The sequence below is a fragment of the Flavobacterium resistens genome (assembly GCF_900182645.1).
Taxonomy (GTDB): Bacteria; Bacteroidota; Bacteroidia; order Flavobacteriales; family Flavobacteriaceae; genus Flavobacterium; species Flavobacterium resistens.
In genome coordinates this window covers 117,931-139,470 of record NZ_FXTA01000003.1, presented here as the reverse complement: position 1 = coordinate 139,470, position 21,540 = coordinate 117,931, and the positions used below count along the sequence as shown (strand labels likewise).

The 21,540-nt window shown below is 34.5% G+C and carries 9 protein-coding genes; all 9 read left to right on the top strand.

What is annotated here, in order from left to right:
* The first annotated feature begins 54 nt into the window (after window positions 1-54).
* Window positions 55-3,243: a SusC/RagA family TonB-linked outer membrane protein gene (locus FN795_RS11970; protein WP_142450823.1), complete on the top strand. Its 3,189-nt coding sequence runs from the start codon at window positions 55-57 to the stop codon at window positions 3,241-3,243.
* 11 nt (window positions 3,244-3,254) lie between these two features.
* On the top strand, window positions 3,255-4,769 hold the full coding sequence (locus tag FN795_RS11965) for a SusD/RagB family nutrient-binding outer membrane lipoprotein (protein ID WP_142450822.1): 1,515 nt from the start codon (window positions 3,255-3,257) through the stop codon (window positions 4,767-4,769).
* Between the two features lie 91 nt (window positions 4,770-4,860).
* Entirely contained in the window at window positions 4,861-5,886 is a 1,026-nt protein-coding gene (locus tag FN795_RS11960) for a glycosyl hydrolase family 18 protein (RefSeq protein WP_142450821.1), read from the top strand.
* A gap of 359 nt (window positions 5,887-6,245) precedes the next feature.
* Window positions 6,246-9,275, top strand: a complete 3,030-nt coding sequence (locus FN795_RS11955) for a SusC/RagA family TonB-linked outer membrane protein (protein ID WP_142450820.1) — start codon at window positions 6,246-6,248, stop codon at window positions 9,273-9,275.
* 11 nt (window positions 9,276-9,286) lie between these two features.
* Entirely contained in the window at window positions 9,287-10,867 is a 1,581-nt protein-coding gene (locus FN795_RS11950; protein ID WP_142450819.1) for a RagB/SusD family nutrient uptake outer membrane protein, read from the top strand.
* A gap of 119 nt (window positions 10,868-10,986) precedes the next feature.
* The gene (gene nagB, locus FN795_RS11945) at window positions 10,987-12,927 is read left to right on the top strand and encodes a glucosamine-6-phosphate deaminase (protein ID WP_142450818.1); all 1,941 of its coding nucleotides are present in this window, start codon (window positions 10,987-10,989) and stop codon (window positions 12,925-12,927) included.
* A 158-nt stretch (window positions 12,928-13,085) separates the two neighbouring features.
* On the top strand, window positions 13,086-15,152 hold the full coding sequence (locus tag FN795_RS11940; protein WP_142450817.1) for a beta-N-acetylhexosaminidase: 2,067 nt from the start codon (window positions 13,086-13,088) through the stop codon (window positions 15,150-15,152).
* Between the two features lie 468 nt (window positions 15,153-15,620).
* Window positions 15,621-20,357, top strand: a complete 4,737-nt coding sequence (gene chiA / locus FN795_RS11935) for a T9SS-translocated chitinase ChiA (protein ID WP_142450816.1) — start codon at window positions 15,621-15,623, stop codon at window positions 20,355-20,357.
* 334 nt (window positions 20,358-20,691) lie between these two features.
* Window positions 20,692-21,465, top strand: a complete 774-nt coding sequence (locus FN795_RS11930; RefSeq protein ID WP_142450815.1) for a TlpA family protein disulfide reductase — start codon at window positions 20,692-20,694, stop codon at window positions 21,463-21,465.
* The last annotated feature ends 75 nt before the right edge of the window (window positions 21,466-21,540 follow it).

Here is a 21,540-nt window from a genome sequence, read left to right as displayed (position 1 = left end):
TTATGTTAAAATTAACAATAAATTTATCGCATAACTAAAAAAAACCATGAAAAAATGAAACAATTTGTATTAATCTTTGTGATTTTTCTCACCACGCAATTTATGAGCGGACAGGTGAAAACTATCAAAGGTTTGGTAAGCGATGAGAGCGGATTACCGTTGCCTGGAGTAACTGTATTAGTTCAAGGTACAAAAACCGTAACTCAATCGGATTTTGACGGAATCTATACGATTCAGGCATCTGCAGGAGATGTGCTTGTATTTTCGTATATCGGAATTAAAACTAAAACTGTTACCGTTGCAGGTGCAACAACAGTTAACGTTGTATTGAGTCCAGATGCACAAAACTTAAATGAAGTAGTTGTTACTGCATTAGGTATCAAAAGACAAAAGAAAGAATTGGGTTATGCCGTTCAGGATGTTAAAGGAGATCAATTAAATAAAGTAATTACAACTAACGTTGCAACAGCTCTTTCTGGAAAAGTTGCCGGTGTTGATGTATCGATTCCTGCAACAGGTGTGGGAGGAAGTACAAGAGTTATTATTAGAGGTATATCAAGTATAGGTGAGAGTAACCAACCACTTTATGTTGTAGATGGTGTTCCTATTGATAACTCAGGTTTGAATAATGATCAGGCTGCAACAAGTAAATGGTTTGATGGAAGAGATAGTGGAGACGGTATTTCGAGCATCAACCCAAATGATATTGAGAGCTTGACAGTTCTTAAAGGTGCGGCAGCAGCGGCACTTTATGGTTCTAGAGCGTTAAATGGAGTAATTTTAATTACAACTAAAAAAGGAAGCAAAGGAAAACTACAGGTTGAATTAACTAGCGGTGTAAGTTTCGATAGAGTAAATGCTAAATACAATGACTATCAAACGGAATATGGTACTGGTTCAAACGGAATTTTGCCAGATCCAAATAAAGCCCCTACCGAAATTTATGGATATACTACGAATGCGTGGGGACCTAAATTCTCTGAAACAGTAGGACAACAGGTAAAAATATTTGACGGTTCTATGAGACCTTATGCTAAAGTAGATAATAATATTCAGGATTTCTTTAAAACGGGAGTTACAATATCAAATGGAGTTGCGCTTTCGGCAGGAAGTGATAATGCTTTTGTTCGTTTTGGATTCAATAGTCTTAAAAACGACGACGTGATTCCAGAGTCAGGTTTAGAAAGAAACAATGCTACTTTGAATGGAACTATTAAATCAGATAAATTTACTTTAGATGCTAATGTAAATTATATTGCTGAAAACACGAACAACAGACCAGGTTTGGGAGATTCACCAAATAACGTTGGATATTCATTAAGCGGATTAGCGCCAAATATTGATCAGGCTTGGCTTAAAAATTCTGTAAATCCAGCAGATGGCTCAATGTATCAGTGGAATAACAATGTGTATTTATTAAATCCGTATTGGGTTGTAAATGAAAATCATAATGCTACTGTAAAAAACCGTTTTATAGGGAATGTTACTGGAACTTATCAAGTTAAAAATTGGTTAGGATTAACATTCAGAACAGGTTTAGATACTTATACTTTTAATTCTAAAGATTTTATGGCTAAAGGAAGTACCTGGCCAGGAAGAGACCTTGGTTACTTAGGATTAGAAACTATTACAGTTTCTGAACAGAATACCGATTTTATTGCCACTTTCAGTAACATAAAATTAGCTACAGATTTAACACTTTCTGGAATTTTAGGAACAGGAAGAAGAGATTTTAGAAGACAGCAAAATTCTAGATTCGGGACAAATATTATTGAGCCGGGTACAGAATATATCAGCAACTTCTCTAATCAGACAGAAAATGCACCACAGGATACAAAAACAAGAACAAATTCAGTTTACGGTTCTGCTAAATTCGATTATAAAGGATATTTGTATGCTGAGTTTACAGGAAGAAATGACTGGTTCAGTGTAATCAATAAAGATGCTTTTTATCCAGCAGCTTCGTTAGGTTTTGTATTCTCTGACGCATTCGATATTCAAAGTGATGCTTTCTCTTATGGAAAATTCAGAGCATCTTGGGCACAGGTTTCAAATGCACCTGGAGCTTACAAAAATGCTTTAAACTATACTACATATTCTTCTTATAATGGTGGAAGTGTTGTAAACATTAAAAATACTTCAGCACCAAATCCTAATTTGACTTATCAGTCTAAAACTGGAGTTGAGTTTGGACTTGAAACGGCTTTCTTCAAAAACAGATTAAAAGCTGATATTACAGTTTACCGTGAAGATACTTCAGATCAAACAATTGATTTACCATCTTCAGCAACTTCTGGATATGAGTATATTTCGGTAAATGCTGGTAAACTTCGTAATGAAGGTATTGAGATTTTCTTGTCAGGAACACCTATTAAAACTCAAGATTTTGAATGGGGAATTGATTTGAACTTTTCAAAAAACAAAAACTCAATTATCTCTTTGCATCCAGATATTGATACTTATACTATTTCTGAAGCTCGTTGGGCTGGTGCTGCAATTGTTGCACAAGTTGGCGGACAATACGGAACTATCATTGGTAAAGATTTCCAAAAGACACCAAATGGAGAAATGATCGTTGGAGCAAATGGTTTACCTTTATATACAGATACTAAAGTTGCTTTAGGAAAAGGTCTTCCTGATTGGGCAGCAGGTTTAACAAACCGTTTTTCTTATAAAGGATTTACATTACAATTCTTAATTGATATGAAATTCGGAATGGATGTTTATTCTATGACAAATTCACTTGCAGCACAAAAAGGACTTCTTGATGTTACAACAGAAGGTAGAGATGCTTACAATGCAGCAAGAGCTCAGGCAGTTGCAAATGATCCTAACTTTAGCCAGGCAACTTGGATTCCTACAGCAGGTTATGTAGCAAATGGTGTTCAAAATACAGGAACTGAGGCTAATCCGGTTTATGTAAAAAATACAACTCCTGTTAATCCGCAAGATTACTGGACTTCAGTTTTCAATAATACACCAGCACCATTTATTTATGATGCTTCTTACGTGAAATTGAGAGAGGTAAGTTTAGGATATCAGATACCGAAAAGTGTTTTCGGCGGAGCAAAAATTAACTCGATCTATGTTTCGGCATTTGCAAGAAACTTATTCACTTTCAATAAAGATTTGCCAAACATTGATCCAGAGTCTATGTACACTTCAGGAAATGGACAAGGTTTTGAATATGGTTCATTGCCATTTAGAAGATCATATGGTTTTAATCTTAAAGTTACATTCTAAAAAAAGAAATTATGAAATTTAAACAAATAATAGCTTTATTGGCAATATTTACGCTGGTTGGCTGTACAGAAAATTTTGACGAACTGGAAAAAGATCCGGTGGCGTTATCTGCAAATCCTGCAGGACAACTTACGTTTGCACAATTGTGTATGTCTGGTGACGGTTATTACCAATGGAGAGCCAACTTGATTTACTCAGGAGGATTTGTACAGCACTATGCAGGTGCATGGAACGTAACAGAGTTTGGAAGTAAATTCAAGAAAAATGATGATTATGCGACAGCATTATGGAGAAATGGTTATGCGAATGAATTAAAAGGTGTTGTAGATATTATTGAGAAAACTTCTGGCGATCCAACTTTAGTAAATATGAACGCAGTAGCAAAAATTATGCGAGTAATGATTGTGCAGCGTATTACAGATCTTTATGGCGATTGTCCTTATTCAGAAGCTGGTTTGGGATTCTCTAAAGGAATTGTAACACCTAAATATGATAAGCAAGAGGATATTTATAATGCCTTTTTTAAACAATTAGAAGAAGCATTTGCTCAATTAAATGCTGGTGGAGGTGCTGTAAAAGGAGATCAATTTTATGATGGAGATATTACAAAATGGAAAAAATTAGCAAACACTATGCGTTTGCGTTTAGCAATGAGAATTTCTGAAGTTAGTCCGGCAGAAGCAGAAAAACAAGCTAAAGCAGCATTTCAAAATGGAGTTTTTCAAAGCAATGCAGACAACTGTTTTATGAAATGTTTGGATTATCCATTTAATGATACGCCAGGAGCGCTTGATTTTAGAGGAAATGGATTGTCATATGCTTTTATTGGAAACGAAAATGGGGATCACTTCAGTTCTTTAATGATTGATTTTTTAAGAAACAATGGCGATCCTAGATTAACAATGTTGGCTACTCCAAAAACTGGAAGTTCAAATTGGGGACCTCCAGGACCTGGTGAAGAATTGTATGTTGGAAATACTCCTGGAGTTTTTCAATGGGAAATGCCAGGCGGATCAAATGCTATATCAGGTATTCAGCCTTATTTAAAATTAAAAACAACTCCATTTTTGCACGTAAGTTATTCAGAATCACAATTGTTATTGGCTGAAGCTGCGTTTAGAGGATGGGTTACAGGTTCTGCAGCTGATTATTATAAAAAAGGTGTTGAAGCAGGTATCAGACATCTTGCAATGTATGGTGCAGCGTTGCCAACTCAAGGTGCGATAGATACTTATTTGAATAATAAACCTTTGGTTGCAGGAAAAGAAAAAGAACAAATTGCAACACAGCTTTGGGTTACTTATTTATTAAATAGTATTGAAGCTTATTCAAACTGGAGAAGAACTGGATTCCCTAAGTTATTGCCAATTACAAATCCAGATTCTGAAACTGGCGGAGTTGTACCAACACGCTTGTATTATCCAAATGATGAAGCACAGAAAAATGGACCAAATTTCCAGGAAGCTTTGTCAAGAATGGGAGGTAAGAATGAATGGACAAATAAAGTTTGGTGGGATAAAAACTAAAAATAAAATCCTAAAAATATAGAGTTATGCCTAATAAGGTATTATTTCAATCTAATTAAAATTAAAAACAATTTGTTTAAAATTCAAAATTATGATCAATAATAAAGCCTTATTAGGCATTCTTTTCTTTATAACTTCGCTTGCATCGGTTTACAGCTGCACTTCAAATAAAGATTCAAATATTGATGATCGCCAGCCGAAAACGGCCAGAGTTGTAGGTTATCTAGCATCGGATAATTTTAATAAAATGACTTCGATTCAGTTTTGCAAATTAACCCATCTGAATATTGCTTTTGCAAATCCCGATAAAAATGGAAATATCATTTTTACCGGAGATATAGATGCACTTATTAAATATGCCAAATCAGTCAATCCTAATATTGTAATAAGTATTTCTCTCGCAGGAGGCGTAATTTCAGATGAACAGGCCTCAAATTGGTCTTCGTTAATTGACAAACCAGAAAAGAGACCTGTTTTAATTCAGAATATAATCAATTTTGTAGAGCTTCATCATTTAGATGGTGTTGATGTTGATCTCGAATGGAATGCTGTAACAGTTGGTTATAGCGGATTTGTAATCGAATTAAAAAAAAGTCTTTTTGAACATAAAAAAATTATGACGGCAGCATTGCCTAATAATACTCGTTTTGAAAATATCAATGCCGAAGCTTTAAATGCATTTGATTTTTTAAACATTATGGCCTATGACAGCACAGGCCCATGGACTCCAAATAATCCAGGTCAGCACAGCTCTTCTGAATTTGCGAAAAACGGAATTGAGTTTTGGCATAAACTTCAAAATGTTCCAAGTGAAAAACTAACACTCGGAGTGCCTTTTTATGGATATAATTTTACTTATCCGAATGTCACCAGTTCAACTTATGGACAAATTGTTGAAGCAGGAAAACAATTTGCAGAACTTGATGAATTAGGGAAGATATATTATAACGGAAGACCGACCATTTCACAAAAGGTAGAATATGCAGCTCAAAACACGGGAGGAATCATGATTTGGGAACTTGCCCAGGATTCTTTTGATGAGTATTCATTATTGGAAGTTATTCATCAAAAATTTAAATCATTAAAAATCAAGACCACTAATCTTTGTGGAAATTAAAAAAAATACGAACGACATTATTTTTCATATAATCTGTTAAATGAAAAGAAAGGATAATTCTTAATATTTTGTTAATATTTAGTTTATTTAGAAGCTTTTGAAGTGATTATTGAATTTAATGGGCTGTATTTTAAATAGTTGAAATATTTTGTATTATTTACTAAACATGCAAATTTTTTGCATATAATGTGAAAAATTATTGAAAACACCTAAGTATTTTTATTTGAAAACGTTTTCGCAAAACGCATTATTGAATGTTTTATGTCGTTTGTTTAAAGTTTGAGGTTGTTTGTATAATTTATTTTTTTTAACAATGCCTTAAGAATAATTTTACGTCATAACTAACAAAATAAATAAACATGAAAAAAATTTTCTTAATCTTTATGATTGTTTTTACGGCGCAAGTTTCACTTGCTCAGGTAAAAAATGTCAAAGGTGTGATTACAGATTCTAATGGAATGCCGTTGCCAGGGGCTTCTGTTTTAGTACAGGGAAGTCAAAAAGGAGCAAGCTCTGATTTTGATGGATTGTACACAATCGAAGCACAAAAGGGACAGACATTAGTTTTTAGCTATGTAGGCCTTGAAACACAAACGATAGTTGTAGGAGATGCTACTACAATTAACGTAAAAATGGCTAATGCATCTTCAAATGCTTTGAGTGAAGTTGTTGTAACTTCTTTAGGTATTAAGAAAACTAGAAAATCATTGACTTATGCTGCACAAGAGCTTAAAGGAGATGAATTAGTTCGTGTAAAAGATGCTAACGTTATTAATACAATTGCTGGTAAAATCGCCGGTGTTGCTGTTACAAAAAGTGCTGGTGGTACTGGAGGTTCTACAAAAGTAGTAATTCGTGGTAACTCTTCTGTTTCTAATAGCCAACCTTTATATGTTATTGATGGTATTCCAATGTTAAATTCTGGTTCTGGGCAACCTAATGATACATTTGGTAGTTTAGCTGGAGGTAACCGTGATGGAGGAGATGTTATTTCATTAGTGAATCCTGATGATTACGAAGGAATGACAGTTCTTAAAGGTGCTGCAGCTTCTGTGTTATATGGTTCTCAGGGAGCAAACGGTGTAATTTTACTTTCTTCTAAAAAATCTAAGGAAGGAAAAGCAAATATTGCTGCTTCTTCTGTAACTACTTTTGAAACTGCTGCTTATCTTCCTAAATTCCAAACAGATTATATTGCTGCTGCAGGAGCAGACGAATCTTGGGGAGCTAAACAAAGTTCTCCTGATCACGTAAAAGATTTCTTCAATACGGGAGTAACACAAATTACTTCAGTAGGATATTCACTTGGTTCTGAAAAATCTTCTACAGCTTTTTCATATGCTAATACATCAGCTAGCGGTATTACTCCAGGAAATAGCTTAAAGAAAAATAACTTTGGAATTCGTCAAACTGCTAAATTTTTTGATGACAAACTAACTTTTGCAGCTAATGCAAACTATACAAGTCAAACAATTGCTAATAAGCCAGTTAACGGATTTTACTTTAACCCATTAACAGGTGTTTATTTAATGCCAAGAGGTAACGACTTTAATGAGTACAAAGAAAACTACGAAGTTTTTGATCCAACAAGAAATTTAATGGCGCAAAACTGGATGACTAATAGAGATATTATGCAAAATCCATATTGGGCTATCAACAGAAATAAATCTGAAGACAAAAATGATTACTTTAATGGAGCATTGTCTTTATCATACAAAGCTAATAATTGGTTAACTATTGCTTCAAGATATAGCTATAATAGAATAACAAGTCTTTTTGATAAAAGAATATTTGCTACAACTCAAGGAACTCTTTCTCATGCAAATGGTAGATATTACTCTGAGAACTCATTGAGTACACAACGTTATGGTGATTTAATTGCTACAATTAATACAAAAATTGGAGATGATTTTACTTTCAACGCTAACGTTGGTACAAGTATCACAAATACATTAACAAATCAAAAAACAATTTTAGATTCAGGAATTAGTGCAGGTCTAGTTTATGCTAACTGGTTTACATTAGCTAATTTTGTAAATAATGCAAATAACTATCAGACAATTGATTCTAGAAGAGAAGTACAGTCAGTTTTTGCTGCTACAACTTTTGGTTACAAAGATATGTTGTTCTTAGATCTTTCTGGAAGAAACGATTGGTCTTCAACATTGGCTAATACTGGAACATCAAGTTATTTTTATCCATCTGTAGGGGTTACAGCTCTTATTAGTGAAATGACAACATTGCCAGAGTGGATTAATTATGGAAAAGTACGTGGTACTTATGCGCAAGTTGGTAACGATATTTTCCCTTTCATTTCAACTCCAACATATTACTTCAGACCAGGTTTTACAGATCCAAAACCAAGTGCTGGACCAAAAAATGGAACTACTTTGAAACCTGAGTTAAAATCAGAGTTCGAGTTTGGTACAGAGTGGAGAATGTTTAATAACAGATTCAGTTTTGAGGTTTCATATTATAATTCTGAAACTAAAAACCAATATTTACAAGTTGTTGCTCCAGTTGGAAACCAAGAAGGTGTTGACTTTTACGGATTTAATGCAGGAAGTATTGAGAATAAAGGTATTGAGGTTGTGTTAAATGCGGGTATTATCAGAGGGGATAAATTCTCTTGGGATTCATCTATCAACTTCTCACAAAATAAAAACAAAGTTAAAGAGCTTCCTGACAACATTGGAAACAGAGTTAATTTAACTGAGGCTGGAGTAAACAGCTACAGATATGCATTAATCGAAGGAAGACCTTATGGAGTTATTGAAGGTATCAACTTCAAAAAAGATGCACAAGGAAGAATTTTATTAAATGACGACGGAACTTTCCAAAAAACTGATTTTGAAGAAGTAGGTAATTCTAATCCTGATTTCATGTTAGGTTTCTCTAACTCATTCAAATTTGGTCCATTCTTTGCAAATGTATTGCTTGATGGTCGTTTTGGAGGTGATGTAATGAGTTTGACTCAAGCTCAAAATGACTCTTTTGGAGTTTCAAAAGCAACTGGAGATGCTAGAAATGCAGGTGGTGTTGCTATCAATGCAGTTAAACCTGACGGAACAGTAGTTACTTCAATGGATGCTAAATCTTACTATACACAAGTTGGTGGTAGAGCTGGTATTACTGGTGAATATGTTTATTCAGCAACTAACGTAAGTGTTAGAGAGGTGTCTATAGGATATAACTTTAACCGCAAAACATTACCTTTCTTAAATACAGCTAGTATTTCATTAATTGCTAGAAACTTATTCTTTATCTACAAAGATGCTCCTTTTGATCCAAATATTGCATTAAGTACTGGCCAAGGTCTTCAAGGAGTTGATATTTATGGATTGCCATCTACTAGAAGTATCGGTCTTAATTTAAATGTAACTTTCTAAATTTAAAAAAAATGAAACTAAATAAAATAGCAAAAGCAGCTATCTGTATCTCATTACTTACGGCAGTAGGTTGTACAGGTGATTTTGAAGATATAAATACTAATCCAAATGGTTTTACACCAAAGGAGTTAGAACAGGATTTTAATAACATTAAAGGAGGTTTCGCTCCAATGTTTAACAATATACAAGTATTGACTCCAGAATGGGTTTATCAATTACAGCAAGGTTTAAGTTGTGATATCTGGTCTGGATACATGGCTACACCAACTGGATTTGCAGGAGGTATTAACAATACTACTTATTCATTAGTTGATGGTTGGAATGTTTTCAACTGGGATTATGCTTATAAATATGTAATGTTTAATGCATATGATATTGCTAATAAATCAAAAGGTAAATACGATCAGTTTTATGCACTATCATTGATTTTGAAAGTAGAAGGAATGCATAGAGTTACTGATACTTGGGGACCAATTATCTATTCTAAATTTGGTTCGCCAGAAACAACAATTCCTTACGATTCTCAAGAAGAGGTTTACAATCAAATGTTTGCTGAATTAGATACAGCTGTTGCTGAATTAACTAAAAGAGTAGATGCTGGAGAGCCTTCAACATTTGTTAGTACAGACTTGTCAGCTTATGGTGGAGATTATAAAGCTTGGGTAAAATTTGCAAATACTTTACGTTTGAGACTTGCAATGCGTATAGTAAAAGTTAATCCAACTTTAGCTAAAACTCAAGCTGAAAAAGCAGTAGCACATAAATTTGGAGTATTTACAACAAATGCAGATTTATTTAAAATTGTATCTCCAGTTTATACAAACCCAATCGCTACAATTAGTGGTTCTTGGTTAGATATCCGCATGTCAGCTGATATGGAGTCTATCCTAAAAGGATATAATGACCCTAGAACTGCAACTTATTTTGATACTTCAACTCAATTTCCAGGTCAATACAAAGGTGTGCGTACAGGTATTGCAATTAACGGTAAAGGAGATCACCAGGATTTTTCTGGTATCGGTTCTGTTGTTAGATCTAAAGAAATTGTTTTAATGACTACAGCTGAGGCTTATTTCTTAAGAGCTGAAGGTGCATTGAGAGGTTGGAATATGAATGGAACAGCTCAAGCATTATATGAAGAAGGTATTAAAGCTTCATTTGATCAAAGAGGAGCTTCTGGTGCAGCAGCTTATATTGCAGATAACGTAAAAACTGCTGTTGCTTATGTAGATCCAAACTTCCCAGAGAATAATTCACCTGCGTTAAATAACGTTACAGTTGCTTGGGATGCTGCAGCAACAAATGAAGTTAAATTGCAAAAAATCATTACTCAAAAATGGATTGCTGGTTTCCCAGAAGGACAAGAAGCTTGGTCTGACTACAGAAGAACAGGTTATCCAAAACTTTTCCCAGTACTTAAAAATTATAGTGGAGGAACAATTACCACTCAATTTGGTGTTCGAAGAATCAATTATGTAACATCTGAGAAAGCTGCCAATGCAGGCGGAGTTGCTAGTGGAATTGCAAAGTTAAATGGGCCAGATACTGGAGGAACAAGACTTTGGTGGGATACTACAGGTCCTAATTTCTAAGAAAGAATTTAAGGTTAAAAGAATTTAAGTTTGGTTAGTAATTGAAAATGGTATAAGTAATGTGAATTACTTATACCATTTAAAAAACCAAAATTGTACATACCAAAAAAAGAAAAAAAATGAAAAGTGCTTTAGAAATTAAACCTGATATCAGCTATAAAAGCGCCGGTAAATTTGAAGAGACAAGATTCGAGAAAATTCACAACGAAATTTTCAAAAATTCTGCCGAAGCATCTATAATTGTAGCGCAGGAAATTGCTCAGTTAATCAGATTGAAGCAAGAAAAAAACAAATCTTGCGTATTAGGTTTGGCAACAGGTTCTTCTCCTATAAAGGTATATGAGGAACTAGTGAGAATGCACAGAGAAGAAGGATTAAGCTTTAGCAATGTAATCACTTTTAATTTGGATGAATATTATCCAATGTCAAAAGAGAATAATCAGAGCTATCATTATTTTATGCATCAGCATCTTTTTAATCACATTGATATTAAGCCTGAAAATGTTAATATTCCTGACGGTACAGTTGCAATTGATGAATTGAATCAATATTGCATCGATTACGAAATGAATATTAAACAAGCTGGAGGTTTAGATTTTCAGTTGTTAGGAATTGGACGTACAGGTCACGTTGGTTTCAACGAACCAGGTTCACACATCAATTCAGGAACAAGAATTATTACACTGGATCATATTACAAGAGTTGATGCCTCTTCTGATTTCAACGGAATTGATAACGTTCCAAAACGTGCGATCACGATGGGAGTTTCAACCATTATGAGATCAAAACGAATTGTATTAATGGCTTGGGGGCAAAATAAGGCTGATATCATCAAAAGAACAATTCAGGGAGATATTAGTTCTGAGGTTCCTGCTACATTTCTACAAAATCATCCAAATGCAACTTTTGTTTTGGATCAATCTGCAGCTTCTGAGTTGACACGTTTTAAAACGCCTTGGCTTGTTGGAGAATGCATCTGGAATCAGGAATTAAAAAGTAAAGCAATTGTTTGGTTGTGCCAAAAAACGAAACAATCCATCTTAAAACTTACTGATAGAGATTACAATAATAACGGAATGTCTGATCTTTTGGCGCAGGAAGGTTCTGCTTATGATTTGAATATCAATATGTTCAACGTTCTGCAGCACACCATTACAGGATGGCCAGGAGGAAAACCAAATACAGATGATTCGCATCGTCCGGAAAGAGCCAATCCAGCCAAGAAAAGAGTGATTCTTTTCAGTCCGCACCCAGATGATGACGTGATTTCTATGGGAGGAACTTTTTCAAAATTGATCAAACAAGGACATGATGTACACGTCGTATATCAGACTTCTGGAAATATAGCAGTTACTGACGACGAGGCATTGAAGTTCGCTGAAGTTTGCAACGATTTTGCTGGAGAAAATCTTCCAAAAGATATCAACTTCAAATCGGTTATTGAATTTTTGAACAACAAATCAGAAAATCAAATAGATTCTCTTGAAGTTAGAAAACTAAAAGGATTAATCAGAAGGAGAGAATCTTACGCAGCAACAAGATACATTGGCTTAAAAGATGAAAATACACACTTTCTAGATCTTCCGTTTTATGAAACTGGACAGGTAAAAAAGAATCCGTTAGGACCAGAAGATATTGCTATTGTAAAAGAAATCATCGCAAGAATAAAACCGCATCAGGTTTTTGCAGCAGGAGATTTGGCAGATCCACACGGAACGCATGAAGTGTGTCTGAACGCAATTTTTGCAGCCATGAAAGAATTGAAACCAGAAAAATACATGGATGATTGTTGGCTTTGGTTGTACAGAGGAGCTTGGCACGAATGGGATATCCACGAAATTGATATGGCAGTTCCACTTTCTCCATCAGAAGTATTGTTGAAACGTCATGCAATCTTGTATCACCAGTCTCAAAAAGACCGAGTTATGTTCCAAGGAAATGATTCAAGAGAATTCTGGGTTAGAGCCGAAGACCGAAACAAAAATACTGCGATTCTTTACGATGAATTAGGTTTAGCAGAATATGAAGCAATTGAAGCCTTTAAACGCTTTGATTACTAGAATAAAATTTAAGATTCGTATTTAGAGCGAGTCGAATTACAAAATTCAGATTGGTTTCATAGCGATTAGTGAGGTTCAATAGAGATCATTCTGAGTTTTGTTTCTTTTATCTATTTATTAATGTTTCTTCACAGAAACATCATTTCAAAAAAATTAAAATGAAGTATTTATTAGTCCTACTATTTGCAGGTTTAACATCTAGTGCTCAGATTCAAAAAGAGCAGCTAAATCTTATGCCTTGGCCTCAGAGTGTTGTTATAAACGACGGAAATTTTACTTTAACTAAAAACTTTAAAGTAAATATTACCGGAAACCCAAATCCAAGAATTTTTGGAGGGGTAACGCGTTTTTTGCGCCGTTTAGATGGACGGACTGGTATGTTTTTTTCTCAAGGTTTTATTACAAAATTAAATGAAGTTCCAGCAGCTGAGCTTCAGATAAACTGTACCAAAAGCGGGAAAATTGCTTTGTATGAAGATGAAAGTTATCATTTAGATGTCAAACAAAATAAAATCACAATAAATGCAACAAGTGATTTAGGTGCCTTGCATGGTCTTGAAACCTTATTGCAATTATTGCAGAATAACAATACCTCATTCTACTTTCCGAATTCACAAATATCAGATTTACCTAGATTTACATGGAGAGGTTTAATGATTGATGCTTCAAGACATTTTCAGCCTGTTGATGTTATCAAAAGAAATATTGACGGATTGGCGGCAATGAAAATGAATGTTTTTCACTGGCATTTGGTTGACGATCAAGGATGGAGAATTGAAATGAAAAAACATCCAAAGCTAATTGAGGTTGCTTCGGATGGATTATATTACACACAAGAGGAAATTAAAAATATCGTAAAATATGCTGATGAGCGCGGTATTTTAATAGTTCCGGAAATAGATGTTCCAGGTCACGGATCTTCGATACTAACAGCTTATCCAGAAATTGGAAGCAAAGTGATTACGTTGACAGGAGGAACTTCTGAAAAAAATATTCAAGGAACAGCAATTGCTACCTATGGAATTGAAAGAAATGCGGGTATTTTTTCGCCAACATTAGATCCTTCAAATCCTAAAACATATCAAATTTTAAGTGAACTTTTTGATGAGGTTTGTCCCTTATTTCCAGGCGCTTATTTTCATATTGGGGGAGATGAAAATGAAGGGAAAGACTGGGACGCCAACCCAAAAATTCAAGAGTTTAAAAAGAAACATAATTTAAAAACAAACCACGAATTACAAACCTATTTCACTATGCAGTTGGCTCCAATGCTTAAAAAACATGGAAAACAATTAATGGGATGGGAAGAAATTTTAACTAAAGATCTTTCAAAAGAAGCAATTGTTCATTCTTGGAGAGGCGCAAATGAAGGAATGGCAGCTGGACAGTCTTTAGTTGATGCTGTAAAAAAAGGATATAAAACCGTACTATCAAACGGTTATTATATCGACTTGATGTATCCGGTTGAAAGCCATTATTTAAATGATCCGATGCCTAAAGGTGCTGTATTGACTGCAGAAGAAAAAGCAAGAATTCTAGGTGGAGAAGCTACAATGTGGACAGAGCTTGCATCTGAAACGACAATTGATTCAAGAGTTTGGCCAAGAACAGCTGCAATTGCAGAAAGACTTTGGTCAGCAGAAGATATTACAGATGTTTCAAATATGCGTAAGCGTTTAGATGTAGTTTCATTTAGACTTGAAGAATTAGGATTGACGCATATTCGCAACAAAGCAGTAATCTTAAGAAATATAGCAAACAATCAGGATATCAGTTTGTTAAATGAGTTTTCGAATGTTTGTGAACCATTAAAAGGATACACGCGAAACAAAGGCGGAACTGAATATCAAATGTATTCGCCATTAACGCTTTTCGCAGATGCATGCACACCAGACGCAAAAGATGCTTTGACTTTTAATGAAGCAGTAACGCAATATGTAGCGAATAAAACGCCTGAGAATAAAGCTAAAGTGACATCATTTTTAACGAAATGGATTTCTGTGAATAAAGGATTAAATGAATTAAGTGCAAATGCGCCACTAGTACAGTCATTCCTTCCTTTATCAAAAAAATTAAGTGATGCGTCAGAACAGGTTTTATTGGTTTTGGATAATAAATCGACTTTAAAATCAGAAGATTTGAAGAAATTAATCGAAGACTGCAATACAAAAGAATATGCTGATGTTGAGCTTGCAGTTTATGCAGGTTTAAAGAAATTAATATAAAGATTTGGTTTGAATTAGTATTTAGTAAGTTTAAGTATTGTTTTAAGAATGCTGATTATCTCTGCCAAAAAAACATTTGGCAGAGGTAATTATAATTAAACTTTTAGATTCTTTTTAATTCCACATCTCAAACAGAATAATTACAAAATAACCACTAACGGAGTATTAACATTTAAAAACCAAATAGAGAGAGTACAATTTAAAACATGACAAAACAGAGTTAATTGATGAGTAGTCCCAAATTTATCAGTTGTATTTAATAGTAATTTTTTAAAAATTATAAATAAATATCAATCACTACTATTTGCTAATGATTATAAAGAATCAGTAATAGTAATATTTATCTATAGAATTTAATTTGAGTTTATTTCCAATCGACGCAGCCTTCCAACCTGTGTTGAGCGAAACCCAGCAGTGAAAACTGCTTCGGCCCAATTATTTATTTTCTATTAACCAATATTAATAACTATGAAACATTATTACAGATTGCTCTTTTTGTTATTGTTTCCCTTGCTTTCGTTAGCCCAACCAGCTCACGGTAAAAAAGTAGTAGGGTATTATGCGCAATGGTCTATTTATGCCCGGGATTTTAACGTTCCGAAAATTGATGGAAGTAAATTGACGCATTTAAATTATTCTTTTTATGGTACAACGTATGATCCGGCGCATCCGGAGAATACAAAATTGAAATGTTTGGATACCTATGCTGATTATGAGCATATGGAAGGTGGAATCCCTTGGGATGCTCCCGTAAAAGGAAACTTTTATGACTTAATGAAACTTAAGCAAAAGTATCCTCATTTAAAAGTTTTAATTTCTGTCGGAGGATGGACAAAAGGTCAGGATCTTTCGCCAATTGCTGCCAGTCCGGTAGCTAGAGCTGCATTAGCAGCAGATATGGCAAACTTCATTGTGACTTATCCGTTTATTGATGGTTTCGACATCGATTGGGAATATCCTCTTTCAGGCGGAACTGATGGTACAGAAGTAGTGAATGGAGCGCCTGTTCCTGCACAAAAATACAGTCCTGATGACAATAAAAATTTAGTGCTTTTATTAAAAGCAATGCGTCAGGCAATGCCAAATAAGCTGATTACAATCGCTGCAGGAAACAATGTTCGAAATGTAGCAAAGCAATATTTAGGCCCAAACAACAGATCACAATACGGAATGACTGAAGATATTTCTACATATTGCGATTATATCACTTATTTTGGATATGATTTCGGAGGAAACTGGTATGATAAAACATGCTACAATGCTCCTTTATATGCAAGTGGAAACCCTAATGATCCTTTGTATGGTGCAACACAATCTGAATCATTAGATGAATTAACAAATCAATATCTAAACGTAATTGGTTTTCCAGCCAATAAATTAATTATGGGATTGCCTTTTTACGGAAAAAAATTCGATCACGTTGCCACTAACTCAACAAACGGATTATTCGTTTCGGCTCCAAGGGATATAGTTGGAGGATGTACAAATCCGCAAAACCCAATCGGAACTTGGGATGGTTCTGGAGCGTGCGAGCGTTCAGGGAGTATTGAAATTTGTGATTTAGTTGGAAATCCGGTTACGAATTCACATGCTTATTTAGATCCAAATACAATGCAGGTAACGGCATCTGCTGCAGCAGCAGGATGGGTAAGATATTTTGATAATACTACAAAAGTTCCTTATTTATATAATGCTACGACAAAAGAGTTTATTTCTTATGAAGATAAACAATCAATGGATTTAAAAGTTCAGTATATAAAATCTAAAAACTTAGCTGGAGGAATGATTTGGGAATTATCTCAGGATACAAGAGGTTCAATTCCAAACTCATTGCTAACTCAGGTTGATACTTCTTTCGGAAGCGTTGTTCCGGGAACGGTAAGTATTTCGGGTTCTGTAAAAAACGGATCAGCTTTAGTTACAGATGTTACGGTTGAATTACGAAATGCAAGTAATGCTGTTATTCAAACAGTGGTTTCTACTAATGGAAATTTTGCATTCAACAATTTAACTTCAGGACAAAATTATACATTGACAGCTTTAAAAGCGACTTATACATTTACTCCTGTAACTTTAACAAATGTTACGGTAAATCAAACAGCAGTTGTTATTAACGGAACACAACCAACTTATACAGTAAGCGGAACAGTTCTTAACGGAAGCACAGGAGTTTCTGGTGTAACTATTTCTGCGGTTTCAGGAAGTTCGACGTTAACAGCAGTTTCAAATGCAAGCGGAGTTTACAGTGTTGCAGGTTTAACAGCAGGATTAAGTTATACTGTTACGGCGGCAAAATCTGGATTCTCTTATACACCAGCTTCAACAGTTTATAACGCAATTGATTCAAATAAAACTTTGAACTTTGCACAGGGTGCGGCAGTAGTTAATTATACTGTTAGCGGAACTGTTTTAAACAATACAGCTCCAGTTTCTGGCGTAACAGTTACGGCTAGTTTTTCAGGTGGAAGTTATGCAGCGGTTACAAATGCAAGCGGTAGTTATTCTCTTAGTTTGCCTTCTGGCGGAAACTATACAGTAACTGCAGCTTTAACAGGACAAACATTTACACCAGCTTCAACAGTTTATTCGAATTTGAATGCCAATAAAACATTGAACTTTGCACAAGATGTTGTTGTAAGTACAAACAAAATAAGCGGAACAGTTAAAAACGGAGCAAATCCGGTTGCTGGTGCCAAAGTAGAAATAGTTTTACCATGGACAGACAGCACGCATAACTGGAAAAGCGTTATTGCTGTGACTGATGCGCAAGGGAAATACAGTTTTGATAATTCGGTTGTAGCAGGTTACACAACAGTAACAAGTTTGAAATTGAATACGTGGGAAAACGGAGAAGTAAATTACTATCCAAATAACCTGGCAAACTTTGCTGTTCCTGCAAACCCAACGGTTTATAATTTTAATACAAGTTCTACAGCAAAATCAGCATTGGCAGCAGCCACAAATTTAATTAGCGGTAGTGTTAAAGACGGAACAACGCCAGTAGCCAATGCTAAAGTAGAAATCGTGTTACCTTGGACAGACAGTACACACAACTGGAAGAGTGTTTTAGCAACAACAGATGCATCAGGAAATTATACTTTCGATAATTCAGTTGTAGCAGGTTATACTCAAATTTTAAGCTTGAAATTAAACACATGGGAAAATGGTGAAGTGACTTATTATCCAAACAACTTAGCCAATTTTGCAGTTCCAACAACACCAACAGTTTATAATTTTAATAGACAAGCGGTGGTTGCAACTAAGCCAGTGGTTGCCATTACGGCGCCAACAGCTTCGACGATTGCTATAAATTTAGGATCATCAATTAATTTTGTTGCAAGTGTTGGATTAAGTGCTGCTGATGCTACTACAATCTCATCTGTGGCATTTAGTTTAGATGGACAAAGTTTGAGCGCTACTAATTCTTCAGGAACTTATACAGCGGTTTGGACACCAGTCGCAAATCAGTTTTCGCTTAGTCATACTTTAACCGTTACGGCTACTGCATCAAACGGAACAACAGATTCAAAAACATATAGTTTTACATTAACTTGTTCAGGTGCAAACTGCCCAAATTCATTGCCAGTAATTACTTGGAATTCGCCATCGAATACTACTGTAAATCAAAGTACTTTTCAAGTTGTACCAATTTCAGTTACAGCTGTAGATAGTGACGGATCAGTTTCAGGTGTTACTATTACTATAAACGGAGGTACATTCAATATGACAGCAGGTACAAATAATACTTACACGTATAATTTCACACCATCTGCTTATCAGGATTATCCAGTTGTAATTAAAGCAACCGATAATAAAGCTGCCGTAACTACATTAAACAATACCATTAAAATTGCTCCAGTGAGCACTAATCGATTCATTCCGCTTCCGTCTAAAATTATTTTAGGGTATGCACATTCTTGGGAAAATACTTCAGCGCCATTTTTATATTTTTCTCAAATGGTGGGGAAAAAGTTTAACGTAGTTGATTATTCTTTCGTAGAAACAGTTAATCGTGATGGTTATACACCAGTATTAACTACAAATGACAACAGATATTTGACCAATGGTGTTTTCAATAAGCAATTGTTGAAAAATGATATCAAATCTTTAAGAGATAGCGGCGTTCCTGTTATTGTTTCTATCGGAGGTCAAAATGGTCATGTTGTTTTAGACAATGTAACTCAAAAAAATATTTTTGTTAATGGTCTAAAAGCCATTATTGATGAGTATCAATTTGATGGAGTTGATTTGGATTTTGAAGGCGGATCGATGAATTTTAACGCAGGAGGTTTAAGAGATATTTCTTATGCGGGTATTTCTGCTTATCCAAGATTAAAAAACATAGTAGATGCTTGCAAAGAATTAAAAGCGTACTATGGACCTGGATTTTTATTAACTGCAGCTCCGGAAACACAATATGTACAAGGAGGGTATTCTACTTATACAGATACTTTTGGTTCTTTCCTGCCAATTATTCAAAACTTGCGTAATGAATTGGATTTGTTAGCGGTACAATTGTATAATACAGGAGGAGAAAACGGATTAGATGGTCAATATTATGGTACAGCTAAGAAAGCAAACATGGTAACAGCTCTAACTGATATGGTAATAAAAGGATATAACATTGCTACAACAGGAATGCATTTTGATGGTTTACCGGCTTCAAAAGTTCTTATTGCATTACCAGCTTGTCCAAGTGCAGCAGGTAGCGGTTATTTAACGCCGACAGAAGGAATTAGTGCTATGAATTATTTAAGAACGGGAACCACTTTTTCAGGAAGAACATACACTATGCAGCCAGGCGGACCATATCCTTCTTTAAGAGGTTTAATGACTTGGTCTGTAAACTGGGATGCATCTTCTTGTGGTAATTCATCTGAATTGTCTAATGCTTATGCCGCTTATTTTGCATCGCAATCAGCAGCAAAAACATTAGCTCTTGATGATATTTCTCCAAAAAACGATGCAACGATAGCCTATTTTAGAAATGATGCCTTACTAGTTTCAAATGACAATGAAGATATTGCTCAAGTTGATGTTTTTAATGTTTTTGGACAAAATTTAGTAAGCAAGAGAAACGCTTTGAATAATAAGGAAGTACTGCTTCAGAATCATAATTTTTCATCTAAACAAGTATTTTTAGTGATAGTGACAGACAAAGCAGGAAACAAAAAAACACTCAAAGTAATGAATTTTTTAAACTAGAGTAAAGAATTGAAAATTTCGAAATAAAAAATTGGGACGGTTAAAATTGAGTTTGGTTATTTATTTTTTAATCTAATTTTTATTTCAAACAAATGCTGTGAATTAGGGAGATTTGTTATTTGGTTTTCTCCTTGAAAAGCGCATTATGAACCTGGCAAATCTCTATTGCCAGGTTTTTTTTATGTCTAAATTTAAACACAATATTGTCATCTCGACGAAGGAGAGATGGCAAATGCCAGACAAGACCTTTGTGTCCCCAGTGAAAACCTTTTGCTTTCATTGCAGTTAAAAAGAAATCAGTATTTTTGACCTTAGAATTATCGCATAAAACTTCATGAAAAAATCATTCACTATTATAATTATATTTTTATTTTTCACTTCAAGCTTCAGCCAAAACAAACTTGGAAATCCAGAAGTTGATCCCATTCAAATTCAGAAAACTTTTAGCGATTGGTCAATTTATCAGAGTAAAAAAATAATGCTTTCCAGAGATTTTACGGCATTTGATTTTAATTCGAAAGAAATCTCAAAAGAAGTTTTTTTGGATCAATTAGCAAACGGAAATTTTATCCCAATTCGTTTAAAATCAGAATCTAGTGAATATGTCTATAAACTATTCAAAATTCAGCCGAAAACCGATACAAGTATAAAAGCAACAATAAACCAAATTGGTTTTGATGCTTATAAAAACTTCAAAATGGAAGGAACCGCATTTCCAAAATTTTCATTTAAAGATTTAAACGGAAATTTGGTAACGAATGAATCCATGAAAGGAAAAATCATCGTAATAAAATGTTGGTACATTCACTGCACGCCTTGTATCAGAGAGTTTCCACAAGTCAATAAATTAGTAGAAGATTACAAAGACCAAAAAGATATTCTTTTTATAAGTTTAGCCGAAGATTCTCCAGAGCAATTAAAAACATTTTTAGCAAGAAAACCACTTTCGTATTCCGTAATTCCTGATATGAAAGAATATATGAATGAAGCTTTGCAGCTAAATTCATTTCCAACGCATTTTATTATAAACAAAGAAGGAATGATTTCGAAAGTTCTGCCGAATTTCGAAAGTCTGGAAGTTGCGTTAGCTAAAGAAAGTAAGCTTTAGATGAATTAATCTCGCAATCCCGATAGCTATTGGGACTGCGAGAAATATTCGTTCGCATAAAAAACCTTAGCACCT